Below are 25,627 nucleotides of genomic sequence, written 5' to 3'. Positions count from 1 at the left end.
AGACTATACAAAATTTTACTGAAAAAAACGCGAGAATATTGCACTTTATTTAGCTGAAATCGATGGGTGAAACATCAATACTCCAACGTACCTGTTTACTCACGGGCATTTCAGATAATGCTTTATTTGCTTGTTCTGTCGCTTGTTGTAAGTATTTTCGCGAAGCCGATTGAATAATCAACAGGTTTCGATAGCGCCCTTGTCGTTTTTCAATAAAAGCAGGAAAAGGCCCTAGTACTTTTATATATTTAAATTGTGTAAACAGTTGAGCACACAACTGAAGGAAATGCACCGACAAATGCTTATGGTGCGATTCACTTCGAATACATATTTGATGTTCATGCGGAGGCAAGCATGCATGTTTGCGTTCCAATAAGGCATAGCGTGCAAAATCTGAGAAGCCGTTATTAATGAGATCTTGTAACAATGGATGCTCTGGGCAATGTGTTTGCAGCCACATTTCACCGACTTTATCGCTGCGTCCTGCCCTGCCAGATAGCTGAGTGATTAGCTGCGCTAACTTTTCAGGTGCTCTAAAATCAGCAGAAAAAAGTGCACTATCTACATTCAATATGAGTACTAAGGTGACATCAGGGAAATGATGCCCCTTCGAAAGTATTTGTGTGCCTACGAGTATTTGATACTTCTTTTGGTTGATGTCCTTCAACAACTTAGATAGTTTTCCTTTTCCACGCACAGTATCGCTATCTACTCGCACTGTCGAAAAATCGGGGAAAAGTGACTCCAAGCCTTGCTGTAGCTGTTCTGTCCCAATGCCAAAAGTATCCAATTCATCATGCCCACAGGCGGGACAATTTTTCGGTAGATGCCTAATATCGGCACAACGATGACATTGTAAATTATTAGCACTTTTGTGCACTGTCATCGGATTATCACAACGTTCACAGTTTTCAACGTGACCACATTGATGGCATAGCAAAGCAGGCGCATAACCGCGGCGATTCACAAACACCATGACCTGATTACCAGCATTTAGCTGAACTTGCATCTTATCAATCATGCCTTGCGCAATGCCATATTGCATTGGTTGGCCTTTAATATTCATTAAACGCTGTGCTGGCATTGCTGCACTGCCGGCTCTATTCGGCAACAAGATGTGCCGATACTTCTTCTCTAAAGCATTATGCAGACTCTCTAGGGAGGGTGTTGCACTTCCTAAAACTAAAGGAATATTCAATTGCCTTGCTCGATAAACAGCAATGTCTCTTGCGTGGTACTTTAAATTATCTTGTTGCTTGAAGGATTCGTCATGTTCCTCGTCGACAATGATCATTCCTGGGTTTTTCATTTCGGTAAAGATTGAAGAGCGAGTACCGATGATGATGCCTAGGCGACCCTCTTTAGCTTGCTGCCAAACTTGCAGTCGTTCTGTATCGTTCAAATTGGAATGTAAGGTACCAACTCTAATCCCAAAACGCTTTTCAAAACGCCCCACGGTTTGTGGCGTTAGTCCTATTTCTGGCACTAAAATTAGTACCTGTTTACCCGCAGCCAATAGGGGTTCTATAATTTGCAAATAAACCTCTGTCTTACCGCTTCCTGTCACGCCTTCAATCAACATCGTGTCGAAACTGTTCGCAAGATTGATGGTCGATATCGCCATTGCTTGCTCAACATTTGGAACCGGTTTTTCTGCAATGCTCAACTCAGCCTTCCAATCATTGACCTTTTCAACAAGCTCTATTTTTTCGATCAAGTTCTTTTCAGTCAGCGCTTTGATAATTGCTGGCGTAAATTGTTGCTTAATGATGGAAACGCGCAAGGGTCCTTTCTCAAGCATACGGTATAGATCAAATTGTTTCGCTGAACGAGCTAATAATTCATCTACCTCTTCATGCGCGCTGCTTGCTGGCGTGAGTTGTAAATAACTTTCTGTAGCAACCGAGGGTTTGGTTTTGCCACTTTGTTGTTTCCTCAAAGCGGCTGGTAATAAGGTGTGCAACACTTCTCCAATGGGGTAATGGTAGTACTCACTCATCCATTTTCCCAATTGCAACATTTGCTCAGAGCAAACTGGACTGCTATCGAGCACTTCAAGCACAGACTTTATCTTCGTGATTTCATACTCAGACTCAACGCCAACGCGCAATACAATGCCGACACACTTACGCGGACCAAACGGCACTAGCACTCTACAACCAATGAGAGCATCGTCGCCGCTGTCTGCAACAGCAGCGTTTGACACATCTAGCATGTCAATTTTGTAGTCGAATAATTGCGGCATTGGAACTGAGATGGCCACTTGTATAACTTGCAATGAAACCTCGTTGTTTTTTTAACTATCTAGTCATTCATACTGGTATTTGAGCATGAAATATTAATAATATGATATCAATCTTTGTTGAGTAGCTTCGAAATATTTTACTTAAATATCGTTCTATAACTCGAGATAGCCACAAACTGTATGATTGGCCCTGAATTAAAGCCCATTTCAACAGTTATTTCTTGATTAAGCGCACCAAGTCCATTATCATGCGCGTCCAAATTTCCGCAGTTGAATGTTCAGCTGCTTTTTAATTAATTGCGTTTGGTGTGCAACTTCGGGTTGTATAGCGAGACGGCCTAAATATATAAGGTATCCCAATGAAAGAAGGTATTCACCCTAAGTATGACGTAATCGAAGCAACTTGTTCATGTGGCAACGTCATGAAAGTTGGTTCTACTCTTGGTAAAAACATCAACTTGGACGTATGTTCTTCATGCCACCCATTCTACACTGGTAAGCAACGTAACGTTGACACTGGTGGTCGTGTTGATAAGTTCAAGAAACGTTTTGGTGCACTTAAAGCGAAGTAAGTTCTTATCGAACCCGCTTTATTTGCTAGAAAATTTAAAAAGAGTGCATTGCGCTCTTTTTTTATGCCCGTGTTTTATTGAACTGCATTTTCTGAGCGCTTTCCTCAAACAAATCTCTTATTCCAGTTTCGCTCAGTCCCAATTAACCCGATTAACCCAATTAACCCAATTAACCCAATTAACCCAAAACCAAGTTAAGCTATAGCTAAGTTAATCCAAACATAATATTCATTATAAGCGCTAGATTATAAAACTAAATAAAGCCTCAATTACTTATATAAAATCATGGTCTTACCAGTTCTTAATAATTTGCCTTAATGCCTTTTGTTTCCTTCATTGTTGAGCAATATGTGCTACATTTAAATTCTCAGAGAAACTTCCGTGTAAGTGACTCCGAAAACTTACTAAAACAGTATCATAAATACCTTCGAAAGGACCCTGTTCACAATGCCAGATTTTCGCCAACAAGCTCTCGATTATCATGAATTCCCTAAACCAGGCAAAATTAGTGTTGAGCTAACCACACCCGCCGATTCGGTTACTGACTTAGCACTTGCTTATAGTCCCGGTGTTGCAGAGCCAGTTCGTGAGATTGCCGCTGATCCGAGCGCAGCGTATCGCTATACGGCCAAGGGAAACTTGGTGGCGGTAATCACTAATGGTACTGCTATTTTGGGTCTGGGTAATTTAGGACCATTAGCATCAAAACCAGTTATGGAAGGTAAAGCGCTTTTATTTAAACACTTTGCCGGTCTTGATTCGATAGATATCGAAGTGAAACACCGCACCACTGAAGAGTTCATAAATACAGTCGCGAATATTGCTGATACTTTTGGCGGGATCAACTTAGAAGATATTAAAGCACCTGAATGTTTTGAAATCGAACAAGAGTTGATTAAGCGCTGCAAAGTGCCAGTGTTTCATGACGATCAGCACGGAACAGCAATCGTAACCGCCGCTGGCATGCTCAACGCACTAGAAATTCAAGGCAAGAAAATTGAAGAAGCTATATTTGTGTGTATGGGAGCGGGCGCAGCTGCAGTTGCATGCATGCAGCTTCTTATTAAGTGCGGAGCGATGCGCGAGAAAGTGTACATGCTTGATCGCAATGGTGTTATTCACACAAGACGTGAAGAACTCACACCACACAAAGCTTTATTTGCCAACAATACCGACAAACGTACTCTTGAAGACGTACTCGAAGGTGCAGATGTTTTCTTAGGCTTGAGTGGGCCAGACCTTTTACCTCCCGAAGCACTAAAACTGATGGCACCAAACCCTATTGTGTTTGCTTGCTCCAATCCAGATCCTGAAATAAAACCAGAATTAGCACACGCCATAAGAGATGATTTAATAATGGCAACCGGGCGTTCAGATTATCCTAATCAGGTAAACAACGTACTATGTTTCCCGTTTATTTTCAGAGGTGCTTTAGATGTTAGAGCCTCTGTCATAAATGATGAAATGAAAGTTGCAGCGGTTGAAGCTTTGAGAAGTGTATCCAAAGAACCTGTTCCAGAAAAAGTGTTGGTCGCCAGCCAATCTAAATCACTGGAATTTGGCAAAAACTACATTATTCCAAAACCCATGGACCCGAGACTTTGCAAACGTATCGCAACAGCAGTTGCTAAAGCAGCCATTGCATCTGGTGTGGCAAAAATAGAAACTATTCCTGACGATTATTTAGATAATTTCTAGTAAAAAAGGGCGTTCTTCACAAAGAACGCCCTTTCTATTTGAGTCATGTCTCGCTAAGCAGAGATTTATTACGCTGCTGCAGACTCTTTCTTTTGAACTGGCTTGCTCATTAGAATGTAATCATATGCAGCCAAGGACGCTTTAGCTCCTTCACCCATAGCAATTACGATCTGCTTATATGGCACAGTGGTCACATCGCCACAAGCATATATTCCTTCTTCGCTTGTTTGGCCTTTTTCATTAATAATCACTTCACCATATTGTGTTAAATCAACAACACCTTTGAGCATTGTACTATTCGGGACTAAACCGATTTGCACAAATACACCTTGCAATTCTAACTGATGCGCTTCGTTTGTTGCACGGTCGACATACTCAATTGCATTCACTTTGCCATCTTTCGCATGAATCTCTTTAGTCGCGGCATTCTTAATGACTTTGATGTTATCTCGTGCATTGATTTGATCAATCAACACTTGGTCAGCCTTCAATTCAGGTAAGAACTCAAAAACCGTAACTGATTTTACGATCCCTGCTAAATCGAGGGCGGCTTCAACACCTGAATTACCACCACCAATAACGGCAACATCTTTACCTTTGTAGAAAGGACCATCGCAATGAGGACAGTAAGCAACACCGTTACCAATATTCTCTTTCTCGCCAGGGACGCCTAGCTCTCTCCAGTTGGCCCCAGTAGCAACGATAATCGTTTTGGTTTCAATCACTTCACCTGAGGTTAAGGTCAAGGTTTTGATTTCGCCTTTTTCAATCTTGTCGACACGGAGGTGCTCTCGTATAGTCACCTCATAATCGTTGAGGTGCTCCATCAAAGAGGTCGTTAACTGTGGACCGGTCGTCTTAGGCACAGAAATAAGGTTCTCGATCCCCATGGTATCTTTAACTTGACCACCAAAGCGGTCGGCAACAATTGTCACTTTCAAGCCTTTACGTGCTGAGTAAATCGCTGCTGCAACGCCTGCTGGACCACCACCAATAACGGTGACGTCTTGTAAAGGTAACTGCTCGGCATCGTCATTCGCTGCAAACATTTCTGGCTGAGTCTCAGACAGTTTATCAATCAACTTCGCTGTATCAATCTGACCTGTGGCAAACACTTTTCCATTCATGAAGACAGTCGGTACACCTTGGATCCCGTTTTCTTCAACTAAGTCAGGGTAAACACTACCGTCGATCATTTCTGCTTCAATATTGTCGTTTAGCAAAGCAAATTGATTCATTGCTTGCACAACGTCTGGGCATGCGTGGCAGCTCAGGCTCACATAAACCTGAAATTTAAGTGGGTTTACCACTTTCTTGATCATGCTCTGAATGCTCTCATCAAGCTTTAGCTTAACGCCACCGGCTTGCAGCACTGCCAACACGAATGAATTAAATTCATGACCACCAGGCACTCCTGAGAATGTGATACCACTTGGCTTGCCATTTACTTCAAGACCGAAGCTCACTGGACTACGAAAACGTGCTGGCTCATCTCGTTCTTCGAAAATGATTTTTTCAGAAATCGATGCAAATTGACTAAGCATTTCCTTTAGCTCTGCACGCTTCGTATGCTCCCCTGTCTGCAACACTAACGTGACTGATTGCTTCATATCTAGTGTGTATTTTTTTAGTGCATTCAATATATCTTGCGTTAACATTTTTATTCCTTCCTTTCACTTAATTGGGCTGAATAGCAAAGGGCTTCACCATTTATTTTTACCTATTCATCAAAAAAAAGTCGCATAAAAGCCGGCTCAAGAGTTGAACCACAATGTTTGATGAGTAGGTTAATGTAATAGTTGGATAAAATAAAAGGTGAAAGCCTCTGCTTTCAAAATCTGGTTACTTCTACCTTGCTTTGCAGCATCGTGACTTCTCTAACTGTTCTATATATTGGGGAGCGAGCGCTCCCCAATCGTAGATTTTAGCTAAGCTTAGATCTTACCTACAAGATCAAGGCTTGGCGTTAATGTAGCTTGACCTTCTTCCCAAGCTGCTGGGCATACTTCACCGTCATTGTTTGCAACGTACTGAGCCGCTTTTACTTTACGAACCATGTCAGCTGCAGAACGACCAATACCTAAGTCATGGATTTCAGCTACTTTGATGATACCGTCTGGGTTTGCTAAGAAAGTACCACGAAGTGCACGGCCTTCTTCCTCGATCATGATGTCAAAAGCACGAGTTAAAGCGCCAGTTGAATCAGCAAGCATTGGGTATTTAATTGTACCGATTGCGTCGCTCGTGTCATGCCATGCTTTATGTACGAAGTGAGAGTCAGTAGAAACTGAGTAAACTTCTACGCCAAGGCTAAGTAGTTCGTCATGCTTTTTCGCCATGTCTTCTAATTCTGTCGGACATACAAATGTGAAATCCGCTGGGTAGAATAAGAAGATTGACCATTTGCCTTTTACATCTTCGCTAGTGATAGTTTTGAACTCACCATTGTGAAAAGCTTCTACTGAAAAATCAGGGATTGATTTGTTAATCAAAGACATTGTTTATTTCCTTTTAGATTACTGGTTAAAGTTATTAATAAAACGTTGACCGTTTTGCTTGATGTAAAGATAAGTGTTTTGAGTAAATAAATAAATTGAATAAAATCGATTCTATCAACCAATTAAATCGATTAAGCCTATGCTTGCTACTACAGGTAATTTTTAAAACATAAACTGACTTATTTCAATGTGAAGCTCAAAGTGAAGCACCTTGTATGCGCTTTTTTTTGCAATTCAAAGAGTCGTTTATTTACTTCTTTCCACCCGAAACGTCTTATATGGTTACGACAAAAGCAGATTTCAAGAATAAGCGAGTAATTTACCAATAAATTTCGGCGCTCATTGCAACTTTGCGACTTTTTTCCATCACTCTGATAACACTTGAGAGTTTATCGTCAATCCAACTGTCGAGATCTTCAGCATCTTGTAAGTCGACTTCCTCCAATGCACTTCGCAAAAACAATAAAGCTTTAACCTCATCGATGCCTTCAATAAGATCTAACCAAGGCGCTCTGAATTTACCGCGGCTCTCCGCAAACAGATCAGCCAATAGAAAGCCATTTATCAGCGTCTGACGAAGCAGCACTTCAAGGGCTATGTACTTTGTATAATCCATATCAACTTTTGTAGGCAAACTTTGCATAACCGTCTGCCAACCTTGTGATAACCAGCCTTTCGCGTGTTTGATAACCGGTATTTGATGTCCGCTTGCTTGTGACTGCCAAGGTTTTTCAATGAGTAATCTTGAGGCCCCGAGTTGTACTTGGCTGCTTTCCATGGATACCAGCAACTGCTCTGGTGATTGCACCGATAACAAACCTTCCCGTCGCCCATTCAAATAGCTCATCAAAGCTTGATGTTTAGGCACCCGGCGACTGAACGGCCCTTTATTCGAGCGTAGTTTGCGAATACACAGCAAGTCGTCCTGCCAAGACCATTGCTCCGACAACACAAGAAGTTGCTTATGTAAGTTGAGCAGTTCCTGACACTGCAGCACGGGCAAGTACAAAGACACACCTTGCAGCAATAATTGAACACTTTGCGCTATTTCCTTTAAAGCACCTGAATGACCTGATTGCAAATAGACATACTCATGGTGTTGCCAATGTGACAAGGCGCATTCTATCGCTTTGCACAATCCTTCTTCCGTCGTTTCCTCGGCTTTCAAGTCGAGAAAATCAGGTAACTTTACAGAATCTAAAACAGTCCCATTCATCAATTGATAGCCACGGGCCGCTTTGGTGATATTGCTCAAACGTACGGGCGTCACTTTGCTAATTTCATCGGCCAAATCAAACAAGGCTGTGGGCAAGCCTGACTTTAGTTCAATCTCTATTTCACCAATTGGAAGCGAACCCAAACTGTGTTTCACTTCACCAGAATCAAACACTAACTCGATGTGATTCTCACCATCCACAATATCAAAAGTGACACGGTGAAAATGTGTGGAAAACTGCACTTGCAACTGCCGATTTACGTCTTCGACATCAATGTCGTCTGACCAAATTTCAGGGTCGAACTTTTCTAAATCAGGATACGGCTTATCTAAATTCACGTTGTACTCAGGACGCTGATGTAAACCGCCTTTAACATTGCCCTGCGTTTTTATTGTCTGTTCAATATGATCATTCACACGCCTAATTCGGCACCCCATTTTACGCTTCCCTAAGAATTGCTCGGGTGTATCGTAATAATCGTTGAATACATCAAATGCGCTGCGAGTTACTTTACCTTTTAACTTTGGTAATAATGCTTGTTCGAAGCTAGTTAGCGCATCTTGATCAGTGATGAGTTTTAGTTCAATTTCCATGGGCTTCAACTTGTTAATCAGCTCAGCTTGTGAATATGGGTGTACCATATCCTTGAATGCCCATGTGAGCAAACTTTTCAAGGCATTCGCAAGTAAAATAGGCACTATCCGAATATGAACTTGTGAAAAATTTGCGCAGGCCCTAGAATCACCTACAAGACTTCATAACACTGTAGGCAACATGCGATTTTCGATTCTACTTTTTTCCATATTACTGGTTTATTCGCTATTTAGTCATCAGGCGATGGCTCAATCTACTCCATCAGAATCAGCTAATAGTAGTGAGCAAGAAGATATTCGCTATATCTCTGATGAACTATTTATATTCATGCATGCTGGTCCTAGCCGCAATTTCCGTATCTTGGGCTCAATTTATGCGGGTACAAAAATAGCTATTTTACAAATAGATGAAGAAGCTGGTTTTGTAAAAGTTAGAGACGATCGCGGACGCACTGGCTGGGTTGAGAATGACTTTGTGAGTCCAGAGCCCTCTATTAGAGTTGCTCATGAGCGTGCTACCAAAAGATTAGCTAGTCAGGAAACCAGTCTTAACTCACTGCAGACTCAGTTGAGTCAGGCTCTTAAAGAACGCAACGAAGCTGAACAAAAAATCGTCGTTATGAATAATGAGCTATCCGAGAGCATTGAGAGAAATGCAGACTTAACCACCCATATTGAACAAAAAGCTCAAATTGACCAAGCACTTTGGTTTACACGCGGCACGGTGTTAGCTCTTATAAGCGTTATCATTGGGTTTTTGCTAGGTTTATTCGCTCGTAAAAGAAACAAATCTAATCCATTGATGTAATTCCTGCTGGGGCAGAAGCTCCAGACTTGTTCACCCAACCATTGCTTTTAAAGGCTGAATGAATGCTAACATTTTTGCTCATCATCAATATCGCGGGTACCGCTGCGTTTGCCGTTTCCGGCGCATTATTAGCAGCTAAGAAAAAGATGGATTGGGTAGGTTTTGTGTTTATTGGCAACGTCACCGGTATTGGCGGCGGTACACTGCGCGATGTCATTCTTGACGTTCCTGTTTTTTGGCTTGTTGACTGGTATTACGTCGTTATTTGTAGCGTTTCTGCCGTAATTACTTACTTTGCTACTCAGCAGATTTCTCGCAAATCGAATGCCCTACTCTGGGCCGATGCCTTGGGCATGGCATTATTCAGCGTCTTAGGGGCGGAAAAAGCATTAAGACTTGGTGCGGAAATTCCTGTTGCGGTCATCATGGGTGTTTTCAGTGCTTGCTTGGGCGGTATTATTCGCGATGTCATCTTAAATGACGTGCCTGTCGTATTCCAAAAAGAAATTTATATTACAGCCTCATTGTGCGGCGCAATTGCCTACTGCGTTAGTTTTAGTCTACTGAGCATCATTGGATTCTATGCGATTGGAATTGGCTGCGTTGTCGCATTCACTGTACGTGCCATTGCAATTGTTACGAAGCTATCAATGCCTGCGCATAAAGGCCTGCAATAACTCGCGTTAATTGATAAACAACTGCCGTGAGAATGCTTGTGCTTAGTGACATTATCAGCAAGCAGAATAGTCTAAGTTCAGCTTTCAAACCTATAATCAAATGATGGAGCAGGCGTCACCTACTCCATATTTCTCTTTACTTGCTACTCGTCATCTTCAATCAAGGTCATTAACGAAGTATTACCACCAGACGCAGTAGTATCAACACTGATGGTTTTTTCCGTGACTAAGCGCTGTATCAAGTTGTCGTTATACTCCGCTGTGATCACCGGTAATATTGCACCTTCTCTCTCAGCTAACTTCGCTGAAATGTAAGCGCTTCGATCTGTACTACTATCGACAACAACACCGGCCAAACTTTTATTCATGAGCAAAGCTTCAAGGTGGCGTAAATTCGCTACTTGGAAGACGGTATTTGGCGCGCCAGTGCTGGCTAGTTTGTCCTTAAAGGTCAACGCCTCTTCATAAAATAAATCAGAGACAACTGAAATGACTGTATTACCTGTAGCCAAAGCAGTCACAATCGACAGTACCCAATACTCAAAGGTCACATCTTTATCTGCGAAACAGACCAAGACACCTCTAGGCTCAAGATGTAAGGTATTTGATTCACCTGTTGGCCCAGGCAATTTCGTCGGTGCGCGTAATCTTCTCTCGATCGCAATTAGCTGAGTACGAGCCGACGCTAAAGTCTTATTCAAGTCGTCTGCCAATTCTTCAACTATCTCGACTGTTGCGATTTTAGCCAGTAATTGGCGAACAAACGAAATGCGGTCATTCAAAGGCGTTAAGCGCCACTTATTTTCCACCGACATTGCAGATGCCATAAGTCCATTAGCCTGCTCAAACGCAACTTCATCACTTTGGATAGCTTTGTCGTCGGTAAACTTATTCACTTGAGATGAAAACTTCGGCGTCGCTTTCTCTTTCATTAAACGAGGCAAGTAGTTTGGACCGCCCGCTTTAGGACCCGTTCCTGAGAGGCCTCTACCACCGAAGGGCTGAACACCTACGATAGCGCCAATCATGTTGCGATTGATATAGACGTTACCCGCTCTTGATAGTCGCGCTAACTCATATGCACGCTCTTCGATGCGAGAATGAATACCCATCGTTAAACCAAAACCAGTGCTGTTGATTTGTTCAATGACTTTATCGATTTCTTTGCCTTTGAAGCGAACTAAATGCACGCAGGGACCAAATACTTCTTTTTCCAGTACGTTGATGTTATCAATCTCGAAGAAGTGTGGCGCGAAGAAGGTACCATCGTTTTCTTTAGGCAGCTCGCACTTATAAAGCAACTTGCCTTTTCCCTTCATGTATTCAACATGATCAGTAAGTGTTTTAAGCGCACGCTGATCAATAACTGGACCAATATCAGTTGATAGCAAAGACGGGTCACCTAGTGACAACTCCTTCATCGCACCAACAATCATGTCACTAACGTCATCAGCAATGTCTTCTTGCACAAATAAAACGCGTAAAGCGGAGCAACGCTGACCTGCACTTTGAAATCCTGAAGCAACAACATCATCTACAACCTGTTCAGGCAATGCGGTTGAGTCCACAATCATGCAGTTCTGACCACCCGTTTCAGCGATCAAAGGCACTTGCTCAGTACCACGAGCTGCTAATAATTGTGATATCAAAGTACCGGTTTGCGTTGAGCCAGTAAACATGACACCTTGAATACGCTCGTCAGGAAGTAATACATCACCGACGTCAGGGCCTCTTGCTATGACAAGGTTTACCGCATCTTCAGGTAAACCTACTGAGGTCATCAATTCCAATGCTCGTTTAGCAATTAAACTGGTTTGCTCTGCTGGCTTAGCAATGACCGTATTGCCCGCAACAAGTGCGGCAGCTATTTGTCCTAAGAAAATAGCGAGAGGGAAGTTCCAAGGGCTAATACATAACACAACCCCACGTGCTTGAAGTCTGTTCTCTGGATCGAGGCGCTTAGCTTCAACTGCATAGTAGCGACAGAAATCAACGGCTTCACGCACTTCATCAATGCTATCGACAGTAATCTTTCCAGCCTCTTTAATACATAGGCCAATTAACTCGTCCATATGCCGTTCAAGAATGTCTGCGGTGCGCATCAACAATCCTGCTCGATCGTCAACAGATTGTTGTGACCATACTTTGGCCGCTTCCGTTGTACGATCGAGCATAGCCAACATTTCTTCTTTGCTGTGCACTTTATGTGTGCCCACGATTTCACTGAGTCGAGCGGGGTTTCGAACGATAATTTGTCCATCAGCCTCTTTCACATTTTCCAATGCTTTGATGTGACCTTCAAACCACTTGTCTAATCTCATGGATAAATCTTGAGTAGCGTTTACGTCGTAAATATCAATCCCACGTGAATTGGCTCTATCCGGCGCATACAAATCAACCGGCATGGCGATTTGCTTGTTCTCACGCACTTGTAATCTTTGCGTGCGCTCGACAGGATCTTCGAGCAAAGACTCGACCGGTTGCGTGTCATCAACTATCGCGTTGACAAATGATGAGTTGGCACCGTTTTCTAATAAGCGGCGAACCAGGTAAGCGAGCAAATCTTCATGTACACCTACTGGCGCGTAAACTCGACATTGAATATTGTCTTTCGTTACTACTTGGTCATATAAAGAATCACCCATGCCGTGTAGACATTGGAATTCAAAACCTTCTTTATCATCACCGGCAAGCTCGATAATGACCGAGGCTGAATACGCGTTGTGCGTGGCAAACTGAGGATAAATACTGTCACGATAAGCTAATAATCTATTTGCACAGGCATGATATGAAACGTCTGTTGAGGTTTTGCGTGTAAATACAGGGAAGTCATCAAAACCACCTTGTTGAGTGTGTTTAATTTCAGTATCCCAATAGGCACCTTTCACTAAGCGAACCATCATTTTTCTGCCCACTTCAAGGCTCAATTGACGCAGCCATTCAATGACAAAAATTGCGCGCTTTTGATACGACTGAACCGCTAGGCCAAAACCATCCCAGCCATCAAGTTCAGGATCACTAAATACTTTTTCAATGATATCGAGGGAGATATCTAAACGCTCTGATTCCTCAGCATCCACCGTCAAACCAATATCGTATTTCTTAGCCATTAGGCAAAGGGCTTTTAATTTGGCTGGGATTTCTTCCATCACGCGATCATATTTCGCAAAATCATAACGCGGGTGAATAGCCGAAAGCTTCACGGAAATACCAGGACTCTTACGAGGGCCTCGTCCATTTGCCGCTTTACCTATAACTTCAATCGCCTTTACGTAGCTTTGGTAGTAACGCTCTGCATCACGGCTAGTTCTAGCGCCTTCTCCGAGCATGTCGTAGGAATAAACGTAGCCTTGAGTTTCTTTAGTGGCAGCTCGTTCAACCGCGTCTTCAATCGACTCGCCCATCACGAATTGGCGCCCCATCACTTTCATCGCTATTTTCATTGCGCGTCGAATAACAGGTTCACCTAATCTGCCCATGGTTTTTTTCAATAAACCAAATTGTTCAGACTTACGTTTGTCGGCATAGTTGACCATATTGCCGGTGAACAAAAGGCCCCAGGCTGAAGCATTTACAAACAATGAGTCACTATTTCCTAAATGAGGAGTCCACTCACCTTTTGAAAGTTTGTCGCGAATAAGTTCTTCTTGAGTATGTTTATCTGGCACTCGTAATAAAGCTTCTGCCAAACACATCAAAACAATACCTTCGGCGGTAGATAAAGAAAATTCATTTAATAGGGCATCAACGCCACCATGACCTTCTTGTTCACGGCGAATTTGCAAAACCATCGTTCGAGCTCGTTCCCATGCGCGTGAACGAGCGGCCATGTTCACTTCGGCCTCGGGCAAAATATGATCAATAGCTTCAGACTCACTAATACGATAAAACTCACGTATCTTCTGACGTATAGGACAAGAATTATTGATACTATTGTTCACTAACATTGTTCGCCTCATGATTGTTATTGCACTGCTTTTTACGCTCATACCGTGCGTTTAAATTGCGCCAATTAGGCACCCTAAAAGTTTGCGTACGATAAGCTTAAATGCATCGAAAAACTACCTTTGTAAGCAAAAAAAGTGTGCTATTTTTGTAAACCTCTTCAAAGACCTTTATATACAATGTTTTATGCACGCTTTTATGCTCAATAAATTTGTTAAAAAACAGCAAACAAATCCGCGTTTTCATTGGTAGTTTTGCACTAATCAGCTATGATTGAGTTTTACGAAATACAGGTAGCCTTATCTTCATTATCCAAGGCTCCCTAATATCGAGCATTTTTTGATCCGCGACGGTATTCAATCATTAGCGCAGATAAGGATTTTTATATGTACAGGCATGGTTTTTATTCAAGTTCATCAACATCACTGCAACAAGGTAAAGTGTCTCTTTGGCTCTCGGTGCCAGTAGGCTTTATTGCGACAATTATAATACTTTATTTTTTATTCGCTGATACCCTTTTGAAAAGTTTAGCACAAGACGCATTAGGTGATGCATCAGGGGCAGAAGTGAACATAGAAGAAGTGAGCCATACCTTGTTTCCATTCGGTCTCTCATTAACACACCTGCAAGCAACAGATAGCGCAAACCCGATTCGCAATAAAGTTGAAGTGGCAAAAGTATCCGCTGACGTCGATTTGATGCCTCTGTTAAACAAAAAGCTGATAGTGAATGAACTCCTTATTCAAGACCTTGAGTTTGACACCAAGCGAAGCGCTGCGGGCGAAGTTTATGTTCAACCCGATGCTCAAGCTTCGAGTTTCGCATTTCCGACATTAGAGGATTTACCTAGTGTTGATGAACTTCTTGAAAAATCGCCATTAAAAACAACGGCAGCTGTTGCTCAAGCACAAGAAGTTGTCACGAAATACAAGCAACCGATTCAAGAAAAATATGCGGCACTACCAAGCAAAGAAAAATTAACTGAGTACAAAAATCGTTTGGCCGCTTTAAAGGAAAAGGACTATAAAAATCCAATAGAATTAGCTGCCGCCAAAAAAGAGTTTGATGAAATCAAAGACTCAATTAGCAAAGATAAAGCGAATATCAGTGAGTTTGTTGACTTAGCTAAGGAAGCCAAGGCAGCATCTGCTAGCTCTGTCGCGGCATTGAAAAGCGCACCGCAAGAAGATTATGCATTATTAAAAGGTCTTGTTGCCGGTGATGAAGGCGCTATTGGTCAAGTCACTCAGCATCTTTTCGGCGAGAAAGCCAAAATGTATACAAAGGGCCTTCTTGTGGCAATGGATATGTTGTCAGGTAACAGCGAAGCGGTAAAAAATGAAGAAGAAGTTGTTGCTGATGACGGTTTGCCGAATGTTTGGATAAAGAAAGCAGCGGTCAATATTAAATGGCAAGATGAACAAATAGAGACAGCATGGCAAAACATCACCGACCAACATGCACTTGTTGGCAATCCGACAACCTTCTTGGTGAATTCGAGTAAAGCTAATAATTGGAACAACATCGACCTCAAAGGTAGCTTTGAAATTATCCAAGGTAAGGTGAATTCAAATCAAGATTGGGACATAAAAGGTCTTGTTTTAAATGCGGTCGAGCTGGTACCTGAAGAATCCAAACAAAAACTTAATGCCTTACTTGAGTCAGGTTTACTAGCAAGTAAGGGCGGTTTAAAAGTGGTTGATGGTAAAGTATCGGGTTCATCGGTATTTGACCTCAGCGCTCTAAACTTAAAAGCGAGTGGCAAAAACGACCTTACCAGCGCCATGGCGGAAGTGATTTCGGGTCTCACTGAGCTTAAGCTGAATACTGACTTTTCCGGCAGTCTTACAAGCCCTTCAATTAAAGTAAAATCAGATTTAGATAAAAAAATGCTTCAAGCCCTTTCTAGTGGCTTGACTGGCAATAGTTCTGGTAAACTAGGTGAGCTGAAAAGCAAATTGAATGCAAAAGCGGCTGAACAACTTGGACAGTCGAGTCAAGAGTTGAAGGCCGTTGAGACACTGTTAGCTGCCGCTCAAGGTGATACAGATAGCATCAATGAGCTATTAAAATCACAAATGAGCAATGCGTTAGACAAAAATAAAGATAAGTTACTCGATAAACTTGGCGACAAATTGTTTGGTAACGATTAACACCTAAACCACTAAGGAATGAGTGATGCGCAATAGATGGATACTCGTCATATTGATTGCCCTGCTAGGCTTGTTGCAGGCTCGTCTTTGGTTCGGCAAGAATAGCATTGCCGACTACAAACTGATGAAGTCAGAAGTAGAAGAACTGCAAAAGCAGAACGCAAATCTAAAACAACGGAATGCACTTTTAAAAGCTGATATCAGTGACCTTCAATTAGGCTTAGAGTCCATTGAAGAAAGAGCACGCAACGAACTAGGTCTGATTAAAGAAGGCGAAACTTTTTACCGAATTTTGCCTCAAGAGTAGTAATTTTGACAGCAGTAAACACATTTTTAGCCGTTGTACCTGCCGCCGGTATTGGTAGCAGAATGAAGTCTTCGGTGGCGAAACAATATCTAAAAATTGGTAGCCACACAGTTATCGAGCATACGCTTGATGCTTTGCTTTCTCATCCTCAAATTAAACGTATCGTTGTTGTCTTACATCCAAATGATGCCATTTTCGACACCCTGCAAGTTTCACAACACCCTCAGATCGATAAGGTAATTGGCGGTGACGAACGCGTCGATTCAGTCCTCAGTGGTTTGCGGCATTGTCATACCAAATATAGTACGGATGAAAGCACTTGGGTTTTAGTGCACGACGCTGCTCGCCCTTGCCTGACTCATCCAGAAATCGATGATTTACTCGCGAGCGCCAACACCTGTGAAGGTGCTATTTTAGCTGTTCCCGTTGCCGATACGATTAAGAAAGCAAACAGCAAGTCGAACGACGAAGTCGCGACAATACAAGAAACTATCGACCGTTCACAACTATGGCAAGCGCAAACACCGCAGTTTTTTCCACTTGCAAAGCTAATTGACGCAATTCGGTTGGCACGGCATGACGAGGTGAAAATTACTGATGAAGCGTCTGCGATGGAGCATTGCAATGCAAATATCAAACTCGTTGAAGGTCGCAGCACGAATATAAAAATTACGCGTCCGAGTGATCTCTCACTCGCCTCGTTTTACTTGAACACTGTATCCACAAACAATAATAAGTAAGGAGACTCTCTATGTTCCGTATAGGCCATGGTTACGATGTACACAAATTTGGTGGTATGGGCCCAATTACCATAGGTGGTATTTGTATTGCTCATGAGCGCGGTTTAATTGCTCACTCCGATGGTGATGTCGCCTTGCATGCACTTTGTGATGCACTGCTTGGTTCCTTAGCATTGGGTGATATTGGTCATCATTTCCCAGATAGCGACAAAGCTTATGAAAACATCAGTAGTATCGAATTGCTGCGACAAGTTTATCAACGCATTCAGGATCTTGGCTATATGCTAAGTAATGCTGATATTACGATTGAAGCTCAAGCGCCCAAAATGGCACCGCATATTACTTTTATGCGAGAAGCGATTTCCGACGCAATGGGCGTATCAGTGAAAGATATCAGTATCAAAGCAACGACAACTGAAGGACTTGGTTTTGTTGGACGTGAAGAAGGCATTGCCTGTCACGCAGTCGTCCTCATTTGTCCGCGAAGATAGATAATTACATGTCATTATCTGTTTCACATTGGTCAAGGTTATATGGTGACGCTCTTGGCAGCGCCACTCTAAAGCAAGAAATGCACGACTTCATTGTTGAAGAACAACTTGGCTTCGAGCCTAGTGGTGAAGGCGAGCATATTTTTTTGTGGCTAGAAAAAACCAACTTAAATACCGCGTTTGTTGCTGAATCACTCGCTAAGTTCAGTAACTTGCACTTGCGCGATATCACTTACGCCGGACGCAAAGATAAATTTGCCCTGACTCGCCAGTGGTTTGGTGTGCACATTGCAAATAAACAAGAGCCGAATTGGGATGAGTTTGACCTAGAAGGTGCTAAAATTCTAAAAGTCGCTCGTAATGATCGCAAGCTCAGAGTAGGTGTGTTGAAAGGCAATAGATTCGAGCTCACCTTACGCAATTTGACAGCAAATGATGATGAGAAAACAGAGTTCAATATTCAAGCCTTAGAAGAACGGCTAGCGCTTATCAAGCAGCATGGTGCCCCAAATTATTATGGTAGCCAACGCTTTGGTGAAATGAGAATAACACCGACGGAATCGAATGAAGCCGCTCCTGATAACAAGGTCGTGCAAGGAGGCAATTTAGCCTTAGCCGAAAAGTTAGTTGCGGGCGAAGCAATACGTAATCGCAATAAGCGCTCGATGGCAATTTCTGCATTGCGAAGTTGGCTATTTAATCAGGTTATTCATGAACGCATCGAGCGAGACTGTTTTCTGCAGCCTTTATTGGGCGACGCTATGCAACTAAGCGGTTCAAATAGCTTTTTCGTCTTTAACGATGACGCAGAAAAAGAGAAAATAATAGAACGCTTGTCCGAAAATGATATCAACATCACTGCACCCTTGTGGGGCGATGGCAAACTGCACTCGGACAAAGCGGCGAAGGCTCTTGAAGTTGACTGTGTAAAGCAGTTTCCTGAAATCATTCGAACGCTCAACTCACTCGGCCTCAAACAAGAAAGAAGAGCCATTCGAATTGTGCCGCAAGATTTCACTTGGCAAATAGAAAATAAACACTTAAAAATGCAGTTTTCACTCCCCGCTGGTTGCTTCGCAACTTCAATTGTCAGGGAGTTATTAGATGTATAAACAGACTAAAAATTTACAGGCAACTTTCAAATGAATATATTGCTAAGCAATGATGATGGTGTCAATGCAAAAGGCATTGCAGTGCTGTATGAGCACTTGTCGAAGGAACACGAGGTCACTGTCATTGCCCCCGATCGCAACTGCAGTGGAATGAGTAATGCATTGTCCTTACGCACACCTTTGAGAATAGAGGAAATGCCAAATGGCTTTTACTCGCTGAATGGAACACCTTCAGATTGTGTGCAGTTAGGGATCAATAAGTTTATGACGAACGAACCTGATTTAGTGGTTTCTGGTATTAATCATGGTGCCAATTTAGGGGATGACACTATCTATTCTGGAACGGTTGCTGCGGCCTTAGAAGGTCGTCATGTCGGCTTACCCGCCATCGCCGTTTCTTTATGTAGCAAAACCGAGGATCATTTCGCATCCGCTGCAAAAATCACTTGTGACATTATTCGACGATTAGCATCGCATCCGCTACAGCAGAACGAAATTTTGAATATAAATGTGCCTGCTATTCCTTATGAAGATATAAAAGGCATAGTAGCGACTAGGCTCGGTAAGCGTCATCGTGCTGAAACGATGGTTGAAAGTGAAGACCCTTTCGGCAATACAATTTATTGGTATGGCAAATTAGGCAATGAACAAGACGCAGGTGAAGGTACAGACTTCGATGCCGTCAATAAAGGTTATTGCTCGGTAACCCCCATGTCTGTGGATATGACAGTGCATCAAAAAGTCAGCAAAATGAATACTTGGTTAAACACCAAAGTCACAAATAATTAGGAAAAGACATGGCTATATCATCACGCAAGGGTATGCAGCTCGCGCAATTGTTAGAACAAGAAGGTGTAAAGGACAATAGGGTACTTACTGCCATTGCTAACACACCTCGCGAAATATTTATCCCTGATGCGTTGAAACATAAGGCTTATCAAAATACAGCCTTACCCATCGGCCAAGGTCAGACAATTTCACAACCTTATATCGTCGCGAAAATGACGGAGTTGTTATTGAGCGCGCCAGTACCACCAAAGAAAATTCTTGAAATTGGCACAGGCTCTGGTTATCAGACAGCAATTCTAGCAGGTATCTTTTCCCAAATATTCTCTGTCGAACGAATCAAGGCTTTGCAATTCCAAGCGAAACGTCGCATGAATCAACTCGACCTGCATAATATTTCAATGAAGCACGGAGATGGTTGGCAGGGTTGGAACAGCAAAGGGCCTTTTGATGGCATCATTGTTACCGCGGCAGCTGCACAACTACCCCAAGCCTTACTTGAGCAATTGAATGACGGTGGTCGCCTTATTATACCAGTGGGTGATGCGCAGCAAAGTCTGAAATGTATTGACCGCCAAGGCGAGGAATTCATTGAGGAAACGATTGAATCAGTGCGCTTCGTCCCCTTGGTCGCGGGTGACTTGCTATGAGGATTTTTGAAACTTGTTATGACTTGTGCCTTAAATGGGCGCAGCATAAACATGCTGAAAAATATTTAGCTGGCTTGAGTTTATCTGAATCCATGTTTTTCCCAGTGCCACCCGATGTCATGTTGGCGCCGATGGCTCTGAGTCAACCTCTGAAAGCTTGGCGTTTTGCTGCAATCACAACTATTGCATCGGTTATCGGTGGTATCTTGGGTTATGCATTGGGTTACTTTGCTTTTGAATCCTTAATTCAACCTTTAGTTATCGAATTAGGCTACCAAGACAAACTAAGCAAAGCGACTGCTTGGTTCGCGGAGTACGGTGTATGGGTGGTCTTTTTGGCAGGCTTTTCTCCTATACCCTATAAGGTTTTTACTATCAGCGCAGGCTTCTTACAAATGGCCTTACTTCCGTTCATTATAGCTTCAGCGATTGGTCGCGGTTTACGCTTCTTCTTGGTTGCAGCACTTATGAAATATGGCGGACCAATGATGGAAAGAAAACTAAAAAAATATATAGAAATTATCGGTTGGGGCACGGTCGTACTTGCTGTGGTCTTGTATTTAGTTTTCAGGTAACAGAAGCATGCAAACCTTGCACAAACGAACGATACAAAGCCCATTAATTGTCGGGCTTGTTGCCATTTCGTTTGTTTTTCTCAGCTCCTGCAGCGGCCGCTCACAGCCAGCCCCAGTTGTCTCCCTCAATACTTCAGTCACGAAGCAAAATAATCTTACTGAAATAGAAGGGGAAACTTACCAGGTACAAAAAGGAGATACTTTATTTGCCGTAGCCTTTTATAGTGGTAACGATTATCGCGACATCGCCAGCTATAATAACCTTCAAGCTCCCTACAACATATTCCCAGGCCAAGTTCTGAAATTGGTGCCAGCACCTGCTCAAAATAACAGCAATAAAAACAAGCCTATAAGTGGAAACACAGATAGAACGGCTAAAGTTGTGGTTGACCCTAAGAATACACAGGCGTATGGTGACAGTGAAGGTAAAATCAATCATAGAAGTATAGAAAAAACACCTAGGATATCGAAAAACCCAGTAAATACAGTAGCTTGGATTTGGCCTGCAACTGGGAAATCAACCTCAGCAGTGGTCGGTAGTGATGGTACAAATCGAGGGGTCGATATTAAGGGTGGCTTGTATTCCCCAATATACGCGGCAGCTAGTGGTAAAGTTGTTTATGCAGGTAACGCACTTAAGGGATATGGAAATTTAGTTATTATCAAACATGATAATAACTTATTAAGCGCTTATGCGCACAATGATACTATTCTAGTTGGTGAGCAGAGTTATGTTAAGCAAGGACAAAAGATCGCAACGATGGGTCGCACTGATTCTAGTGATGTCATGTTGCATTTCGAAATTCGTCGAAAAGGGAAGTCTCTCGACCCTTTCAAATTCTTACCTAAAAAATAATTCCTTTATTGGCTCATCCTTCATTGGAAATGTATTTTTGCCTGTCACTAAATTAACTTCACGAAGTTGATAAGGGGGTTCTATGAGCACAATACAAAAAGAAGCAAAGACCTTATTTAAAATTCGAGTTGATACTGAAGACCTTGATACGATAGAAGATATCGAAGAGACTCCAGACATTGATCTGAACGAGACTAATTTAGTCGGTGATGCGAAAAGCTCCTCTCAGAGCAAAACCAGCGACGAAATTACCACTAAGCAACTCGACGCGACTCAGATGTATTTAGGTGAGATTGGCTTTTCACCTTTATTAACAGCCGAAGAGGAAGTAAAGTTTTCCAGAGAAGCATTGCGTGGCAATGAAAAGTCTCGCGAGCGAATGATAGTCAGCAACTTACGTTTGGTTGTCAAAATAGCACGTCGATATAATAATCGAGGACTAGCATTATTGGATTTAATCGAGGAAGGTAACTTAGGCCTGATTCGAGCCGTTGAGAAGTACGATCCTGAGCGCGGTTTCCGCTTTTCCACTTATGCAACTTGGTGGATACGTCAAACTATTGAGCGGGCGTTAATGAATCAGACTCGCACAATACGTCTTCCCATTCATATCGTGAAAGAGCTCAACCTATATTTGCGAACAGCACGGAAACTATCTCAAGAATTAGATCATGAACCAAGCGCTGAAGAAATAGCCGAAGCTACTGGCGAACCCGTCGCTAGCGTTCAAAAAATGCTTAAGTTAAATGAGAGAATTAATTCTGTCGACACACCAATTGGCGGTGATGAAGAGAATAAAGCCTTACTTGATATCATTGCAGACGAACAAGATACTAGCCCGGAAAGTAAGTTACAAACAAGCGATATGAAGTTAAACATCATCAAATGGCTGCAAGATCTTAACCCCAAACAAAGAGAGGTCTTGGCTCGACGATTCGGCTTACTTGGCCATGAGCCAGCTACTCTCGAAGATGTAGGAACCGAAATAGGATTAACGAGAGAGCGTGTACGCCAAATACAAGTTGAAGCTTTGAAACGCTTGAAAGAAATAATGCGCCATCAGGGTCTTGATATAGAGTCTTTATTCACTTTCGAAGGATAAGCGAAGCTAACTATCATGAATTACGCTTTTATTCGCCTGTTGATGTCGGGACTTATCGCTTTTTTCTTCTATGCCGCTTGGGCCTATTATGCAAATAGCTTAGTCACTGATGATATTCAGGTTTTATACAAAGCAGCCTTAGTTCAAGGTACTTATAGTGGAGGTATTACCCTCTTATTCACTTTCATTTTGGAGCTTAGTTATAAAAACTTTAAATCTAAGCGTTACTGCCTTCCCTTTATTGTTCCCAACATGTTTAAATTTTCACTTTTTAGTAAAAAATGTGCCACGTCGCTCACAATAGAGCAGTCATTAAGGGAAATTGAGAGTGCATGCAAAGGAGTTTGTTTGCCGGGAATATTATTGACTCCCCTACCCGCGATCGTACTTCAGAGTATCTTTGTAATAAGCGTGAACATTCTATTTGAGACACCCAATTTATGGCTGACCGTTGCACCATCAATATTTTTTAGTACCATATACGGATATTTATACAGCTTTTCTTTAGCGAAAAAACTTAAGCTCGCTCAAGTGTAACAAAAGTATAGTCGTGAGGGTTTTTGTCATCTTTTTGATGGGATTCTCGGGCCACTTCTTTCCAGTTGGTATGGGCTTCGTAGTCGGGAAACTGAGTATCACCTTCAACTTTCAAATCGATGAACGTAAGATAAAGCCGTTGTGCTTGAGCCAACATAGATTGATAAATAGACCCGCCACCAATGATCATCACTTCATCATACGCAGAAGCTTCGAGCATCGCAGCTTCTATCGAAGACACAACGGTAGCGTCATCCAGAGTGTAGGACCTATTGCTTGTGATGACGATGTTTGGACGGCCCGGTAAAGCTTTACCAATCGATTCGTACGTCTTTCGACCCATCAACACCGGCTTGCCCATAGTAAGCGACTTAAAATGTTTTAAATCAGCTGGCAAGTGCCAAGGCATGTCGTTGTCAGCGCCGATTATCCGGTTATCTGCCATGGCGGCAATCATTGATATCATGTTTGTGAGTCCGATATAACGTTCAATAAGCGCTTAGTGTACTATTTACTTCAGATAAATTACTTCTGATGAAGCACGTCCGATAGTTTACTTCTGATAAATTACTTCGACATCATAGTCGTCGTCATCCCAATCATCATCGTCAAGATCATCATCTGCTTCATCGTTTTGATGTTCAGCAATAACTTGCTCATGATAATTATCCCATTTGAAAGTAGGCTCTTCTTCCTTGTTGAACATTTCTTCCTCAGGTGGAAGTGAGTCGATAAACTCCATAAGATCTTGGCAAAGCTCGTCAACGTTTAATTTTTGGAATGCCGAAATCTTATAATAATCATCTTCCCAACCTAATTTAGCTGCAATTTCCGCACAAAGCGCATTTGCTTCGTCTTCCAACATTAGGTCAATCTTGTTGAATACTAACCAGCGTGGTTTTGCCGCTAATTTTGGACTATATTTGTCCAGTTCATTTAGAATTGTTAAGGCATTTTCAACTGGGTCTGAACCGTCCGTTGGCATTATATCGATAAGATGGACTAATACTCTGCAACGTTCCAAATGCTTTAAAAATTGAATACCAAGGCCAGCGCCTTCTGAAGCGCCTTCGATTAAGCCTGGGATATCAGCAATAACAAAGCTAGCTTGACTATCAAGACGAACCACCCCTAAGTTTGGCACTAAGGTTGTGAACGGATAGTCTGCCACTTTAGGTGTCGCCGCTGAAACAGAGCGGATGAATGTAGACTTGCCCGCATTCGGCATACCTAACATACCAACATCAGCCAATAACATAAGTGCGAGCTCAAGCTTACGAATCTCACCTGGCGTACCATTAGTTTTGATGCGCGGAGCTCGGTTTGTACTACTCTTGAATCGAGCATTGCCTAAACCATGATAACCGCCCTGAGCAACTTTCATGCGTTGACCATGCTTAACTAAGTCACCGAGTAATTCCCCAGTGTCTTTATCAGTCGCACGAGTACCGACTGGCACAGGTAGAATTAAATCTTCACCGCCGCGTCCAGTGCAGTTTGCACCTTGCCCGTTAGTACCACGCTGAGCTCGATGGAATCGTTCAAAACGATAATCGATAAGTGTATTTAAATTCTCGTCAGCTTCAAGATAGACGCTTCCGCCATCACCGCCGTCACCACCATCAGGGCCACCTTTAGGTATGTATTTCTCGCGTCTGAATCCAATAACGCCGTTACCACCGTCTCCAGCTTCTACGCGTATTTCTGCTTCATCAACAAACTTCATATCTTTTCTCTAAACCTGTGGTTGGTGCATGTCAGCAAAATAATCCTATTGCCTCCATACGAAATTACATCTTCAGTATAACAGTTTTTGTTCTACTCGTAACTGGTCTTAAGACCAGCTTTTATCTCAAAATTTACTCATGCTCTACGTATAATAGTTTTTCTTAACATGTTGCCACTCACTACTAACAATCAACACATATCGCGATATTTAGCCGCATTTCCTTACCATTTTAAGTATATCAACTCATTTTTGTGCAAATCGCGTTTACGATCTGAGCTTGAAGCAATTTACCAAGTTCCCTTCCTCAAAAACCACGACAAGCTCATCCATGAGTGC

21 protein-coding genes are annotated in these 25,627 nt (G+C 42.4%); 14 read left to right on the top strand and 7 right to left on the bottom strand.

Translation table 11 applies throughout. From position 1 onward, the window contains the following. Nucleotides 1-49: 49 nt before the first annotated feature. Nucleotides 50-2,278 (bottom strand): primosomal protein N', encoded by a 2,229-nt coding sequence (gene priA / locus ACKLNX_RS08165; protein ID WP_412971958.1) that lies wholly within the window; start codon nucleotides 2,276-2,278, stop codon nucleotides 50-52. 326 nt (nucleotides 2,279-2,604) lie between these two features. On the opposite strand from priA, the gene rpmE reads away from it, so the two are divergent. Both rpmE and ACKLNX_RS08155 read left to right on the top strand, forming a co-directional pair. Further along, the gene (rpmE, locus tag ACKLNX_RS08160; protein ID WP_412971957.1) at nucleotides 2,605-2,817 is read left to right on the top strand and encodes a 50S ribosomal protein L31; all 213 of its coding nucleotides are present in this window, start codon (nucleotides 2,605-2,607) and stop codon (nucleotides 2,815-2,817) included. 447 nt (nucleotides 2,818-3,264) lie between these two features. After that, complete coding sequence (locus ACKLNX_RS08155) at nucleotides 3,265-4,515, top strand: malic enzyme-like NAD(P)-binding protein (RefSeq protein ID WP_411693322.1); 1,251 nt, start codon at nucleotides 3,265-3,267, stop codon at nucleotides 4,513-4,515. Nucleotides 4,516-4,583: 68 nt separating this feature from the next. On the opposite strand, the gene ahpF is transcribed toward ACKLNX_RS08155, so the two are convergent. The 3 genes from ahpF to ACKLNX_RS08140 all read right to left on the bottom strand — a co-directional run bounded on the left by ahpF (nucleotide 4,584) and on the right by ACKLNX_RS08140 (nucleotide 8,823). Continuing rightward, nucleotides 4,584-6,173 carry an alkyl hydroperoxide reductase subunit F gene (ahpF, locus tag ACKLNX_RS08150; protein WP_412971956.1) on the bottom strand — a complete coding sequence of 530 codons (1,590 nt, stop codon included), beginning with the start codon at nucleotides 6,171-6,173 and terminating at the stop codon, nucleotides 4,584-4,586. A 276-nt stretch (nucleotides 6,174-6,449) separates the two neighbouring features. Next, nucleotides 6,450-7,013 (bottom strand): alkyl hydroperoxide reductase subunit C, encoded by a 564-nt coding sequence (gene ahpC / locus ACKLNX_RS08145; RefSeq protein ID WP_412971955.1) that lies wholly within the window; start codon nucleotides 7,011-7,013, stop codon nucleotides 6,450-6,452. A gap of 319 nt (nucleotides 7,014-7,332) precedes the next feature. Continuing rightward, a complete protein-coding gene (locus ACKLNX_RS08140) occupies nucleotides 7,333-8,823 on the bottom strand; it encodes an inorganic triphosphatase (RefSeq protein WP_412971954.1) in 1,491 nt (496 codons plus the stop codon). A gap of 244 nt (nucleotides 8,824-9,067) precedes the next feature. Between ACKLNX_RS08140 and ACKLNX_RS08135 the strand changes: the two genes are divergently transcribed. Further along, nucleotides 9,068-9,631, top strand: coding sequence for a TIGR04211 family SH3 domain-containing protein (locus tag ACKLNX_RS08135; RefSeq protein ID WP_412971953.1), 564 nt, complete (start codon nucleotides 9,068-9,070; stop codon nucleotides 9,629-9,631). A gap of 62 nt (nucleotides 9,632-9,693) precedes the next feature. Continuing rightward, nucleotides 9,694-10,308 (top strand): trimeric intracellular cation channel family protein, encoded by a 615-nt coding sequence (locus ACKLNX_RS08130; RefSeq protein WP_411693327.1) that lies wholly within the window; start codon nucleotides 9,694-9,696, stop codon nucleotides 10,306-10,308. 143 nt (nucleotides 10,309-10,451) lie between these two features. Here ACKLNX_RS08130 and putA read toward each other — a convergent pair whose 3' ends face one another. Continuing rightward, on the bottom strand, nucleotides 10,452-14,255 hold the full coding sequence (gene putA, locus ACKLNX_RS08125) for a bifunctional proline dehydrogenase/L-glutamate gamma-semialdehyde dehydrogenase PutA (protein ID WP_412971952.1): 3,804 nt from the start codon (nucleotides 14,253-14,255) through the stop codon (nucleotides 10,452-10,454). Between the two features lie 384 nt (nucleotides 14,256-14,639). On the opposite strand from putA, the gene ACKLNX_RS08120 reads away from it, so the two are divergent. The 10 genes from ACKLNX_RS08120 (at nucleotide 14,640) to rpoS (ending at nucleotide 23,025) form a co-directional block, all read left to right on the top strand. After that, entirely contained in the window at nucleotides 14,640-16,406 is a 1,767-nt protein-coding gene (locus ACKLNX_RS08120) for a TIGR03545 family protein (protein ID WP_412971951.1), read from the top strand. Nucleotides 16,407-16,431: 25 nt separating this feature from the next. Continuing rightward, complete coding sequence (gene ftsB / locus ACKLNX_RS08115) at nucleotides 16,432-16,713, top strand: cell division protein FtsB (RefSeq protein ID WP_411693330.1); 282 nt, start codon at nucleotides 16,432-16,434, stop codon at nucleotides 16,711-16,713. A gap of 5 nt (nucleotides 16,714-16,718) precedes the next feature. Then, nucleotides 16,719-17,453 (top strand): 2-C-methyl-D-erythritol 4-phosphate cytidylyltransferase, encoded by a 735-nt coding sequence (gene ispD, locus ACKLNX_RS08110; RefSeq protein WP_412971950.1) that lies wholly within the window; start codon nucleotides 16,719-16,721, stop codon nucleotides 17,451-17,453. A gap of 11 nt (nucleotides 17,454-17,464) precedes the next feature. Further along, nucleotides 17,465-17,944: a 2-C-methyl-D-erythritol 2,4-cyclodiphosphate synthase gene (gene ispF, locus ACKLNX_RS08105; protein ID WP_411693332.1), complete on the top strand. Its 480-nt coding sequence runs from the start codon at nucleotides 17,465-17,467 to the stop codon at nucleotides 17,942-17,944. An 8-nt stretch (nucleotides 17,945-17,952) separates the two neighbouring features. Beyond that, a complete protein-coding gene (truD, locus tag ACKLNX_RS08100) occupies nucleotides 17,953-19,056 on the top strand; it encodes a tRNA pseudouridine(13) synthase TruD (RefSeq protein WP_412971949.1) in 1,104 nt (367 codons plus the stop codon). Between the two features lie 30 nt (nucleotides 19,057-19,086). Further along, entirely contained in the window at nucleotides 19,087-19,845 is a 759-nt protein-coding gene (gene surE, locus ACKLNX_RS08095) for a 5'/3'-nucleotidase SurE (protein WP_412971948.1), read from the top strand. Between the two features lie 8 nt (nucleotides 19,846-19,853). After that, nucleotides 19,854-20,492: a protein-L-isoaspartate(D-aspartate) O-methyltransferase gene (locus ACKLNX_RS08090; protein ID WP_411693335.1), complete on the top strand. Its 639-nt coding sequence runs from the start codon at nucleotides 19,854-19,856 to the stop codon at nucleotides 20,490-20,492. After that, entirely contained in the window at nucleotides 20,489-21,067 is a 579-nt protein-coding gene (locus tag ACKLNX_RS08085; RefSeq protein WP_412971947.1) for a YqaA family protein, read from the top strand. The genes ACKLNX_RS08090 and ACKLNX_RS08085 overlap by 4 nt, the downstream gene beginning before the upstream one ends. Before the next feature lie 7 nt (nucleotides 21,068-21,074). Then, a complete protein-coding gene (locus tag ACKLNX_RS08080) occupies nucleotides 21,075-21,923 on the top strand; it encodes a peptidoglycan DD-metalloendopeptidase family protein (protein WP_412971946.1) in 849 nt (282 codons plus the stop codon). Between the two features lie 82 nt (nucleotides 21,924-22,005). Next, entirely contained in the window at nucleotides 22,006-23,025 is a 1,020-nt protein-coding gene (gene rpoS, locus ACKLNX_RS08075) for an RNA polymerase sigma factor RpoS (RefSeq protein WP_412971945.1), read from the top strand. Nucleotides 23,026-23,542: 517 nt separating this feature from the next. On the opposite strand, the gene folA is transcribed toward rpoS, so the two are convergent. Next, nucleotides 23,543-24,019, bottom strand: a complete 477-nt coding sequence (folA, locus tag ACKLNX_RS08070) for a type 3 dihydrofolate reductase (RefSeq protein ID WP_412971970.1) — start codon at nucleotides 24,017-24,019, stop codon at nucleotides 23,543-23,545. A 96-nt stretch (nucleotides 24,020-24,115) separates the two neighbouring features. Then, the gene (gene cgtA / locus ACKLNX_RS08065) at nucleotides 24,116-25,288 is read right to left on the bottom strand and encodes an Obg family GTPase CgtA (RefSeq protein ID WP_412971944.1); all 1,173 of its coding nucleotides are present in this window, start codon (nucleotides 25,286-25,288) and stop codon (nucleotides 24,116-24,118) included. Nucleotides 25,289-25,627: the final 339 nt, after the last annotated feature.

Origin of the sequence: Glaciecola sp. MF2-115, from assembly GCF_047250385.1 — a bacterium.
Classification (GTDB): Bacteria; Pseudomonadota; Gammaproteobacteria; order Enterobacterales; family Alteromonadaceae; genus Glaciecola.
Note: the sequence above shows the minus strand (reverse complement) of the source record. Positions and strands in the feature narration are given on the sequence as shown.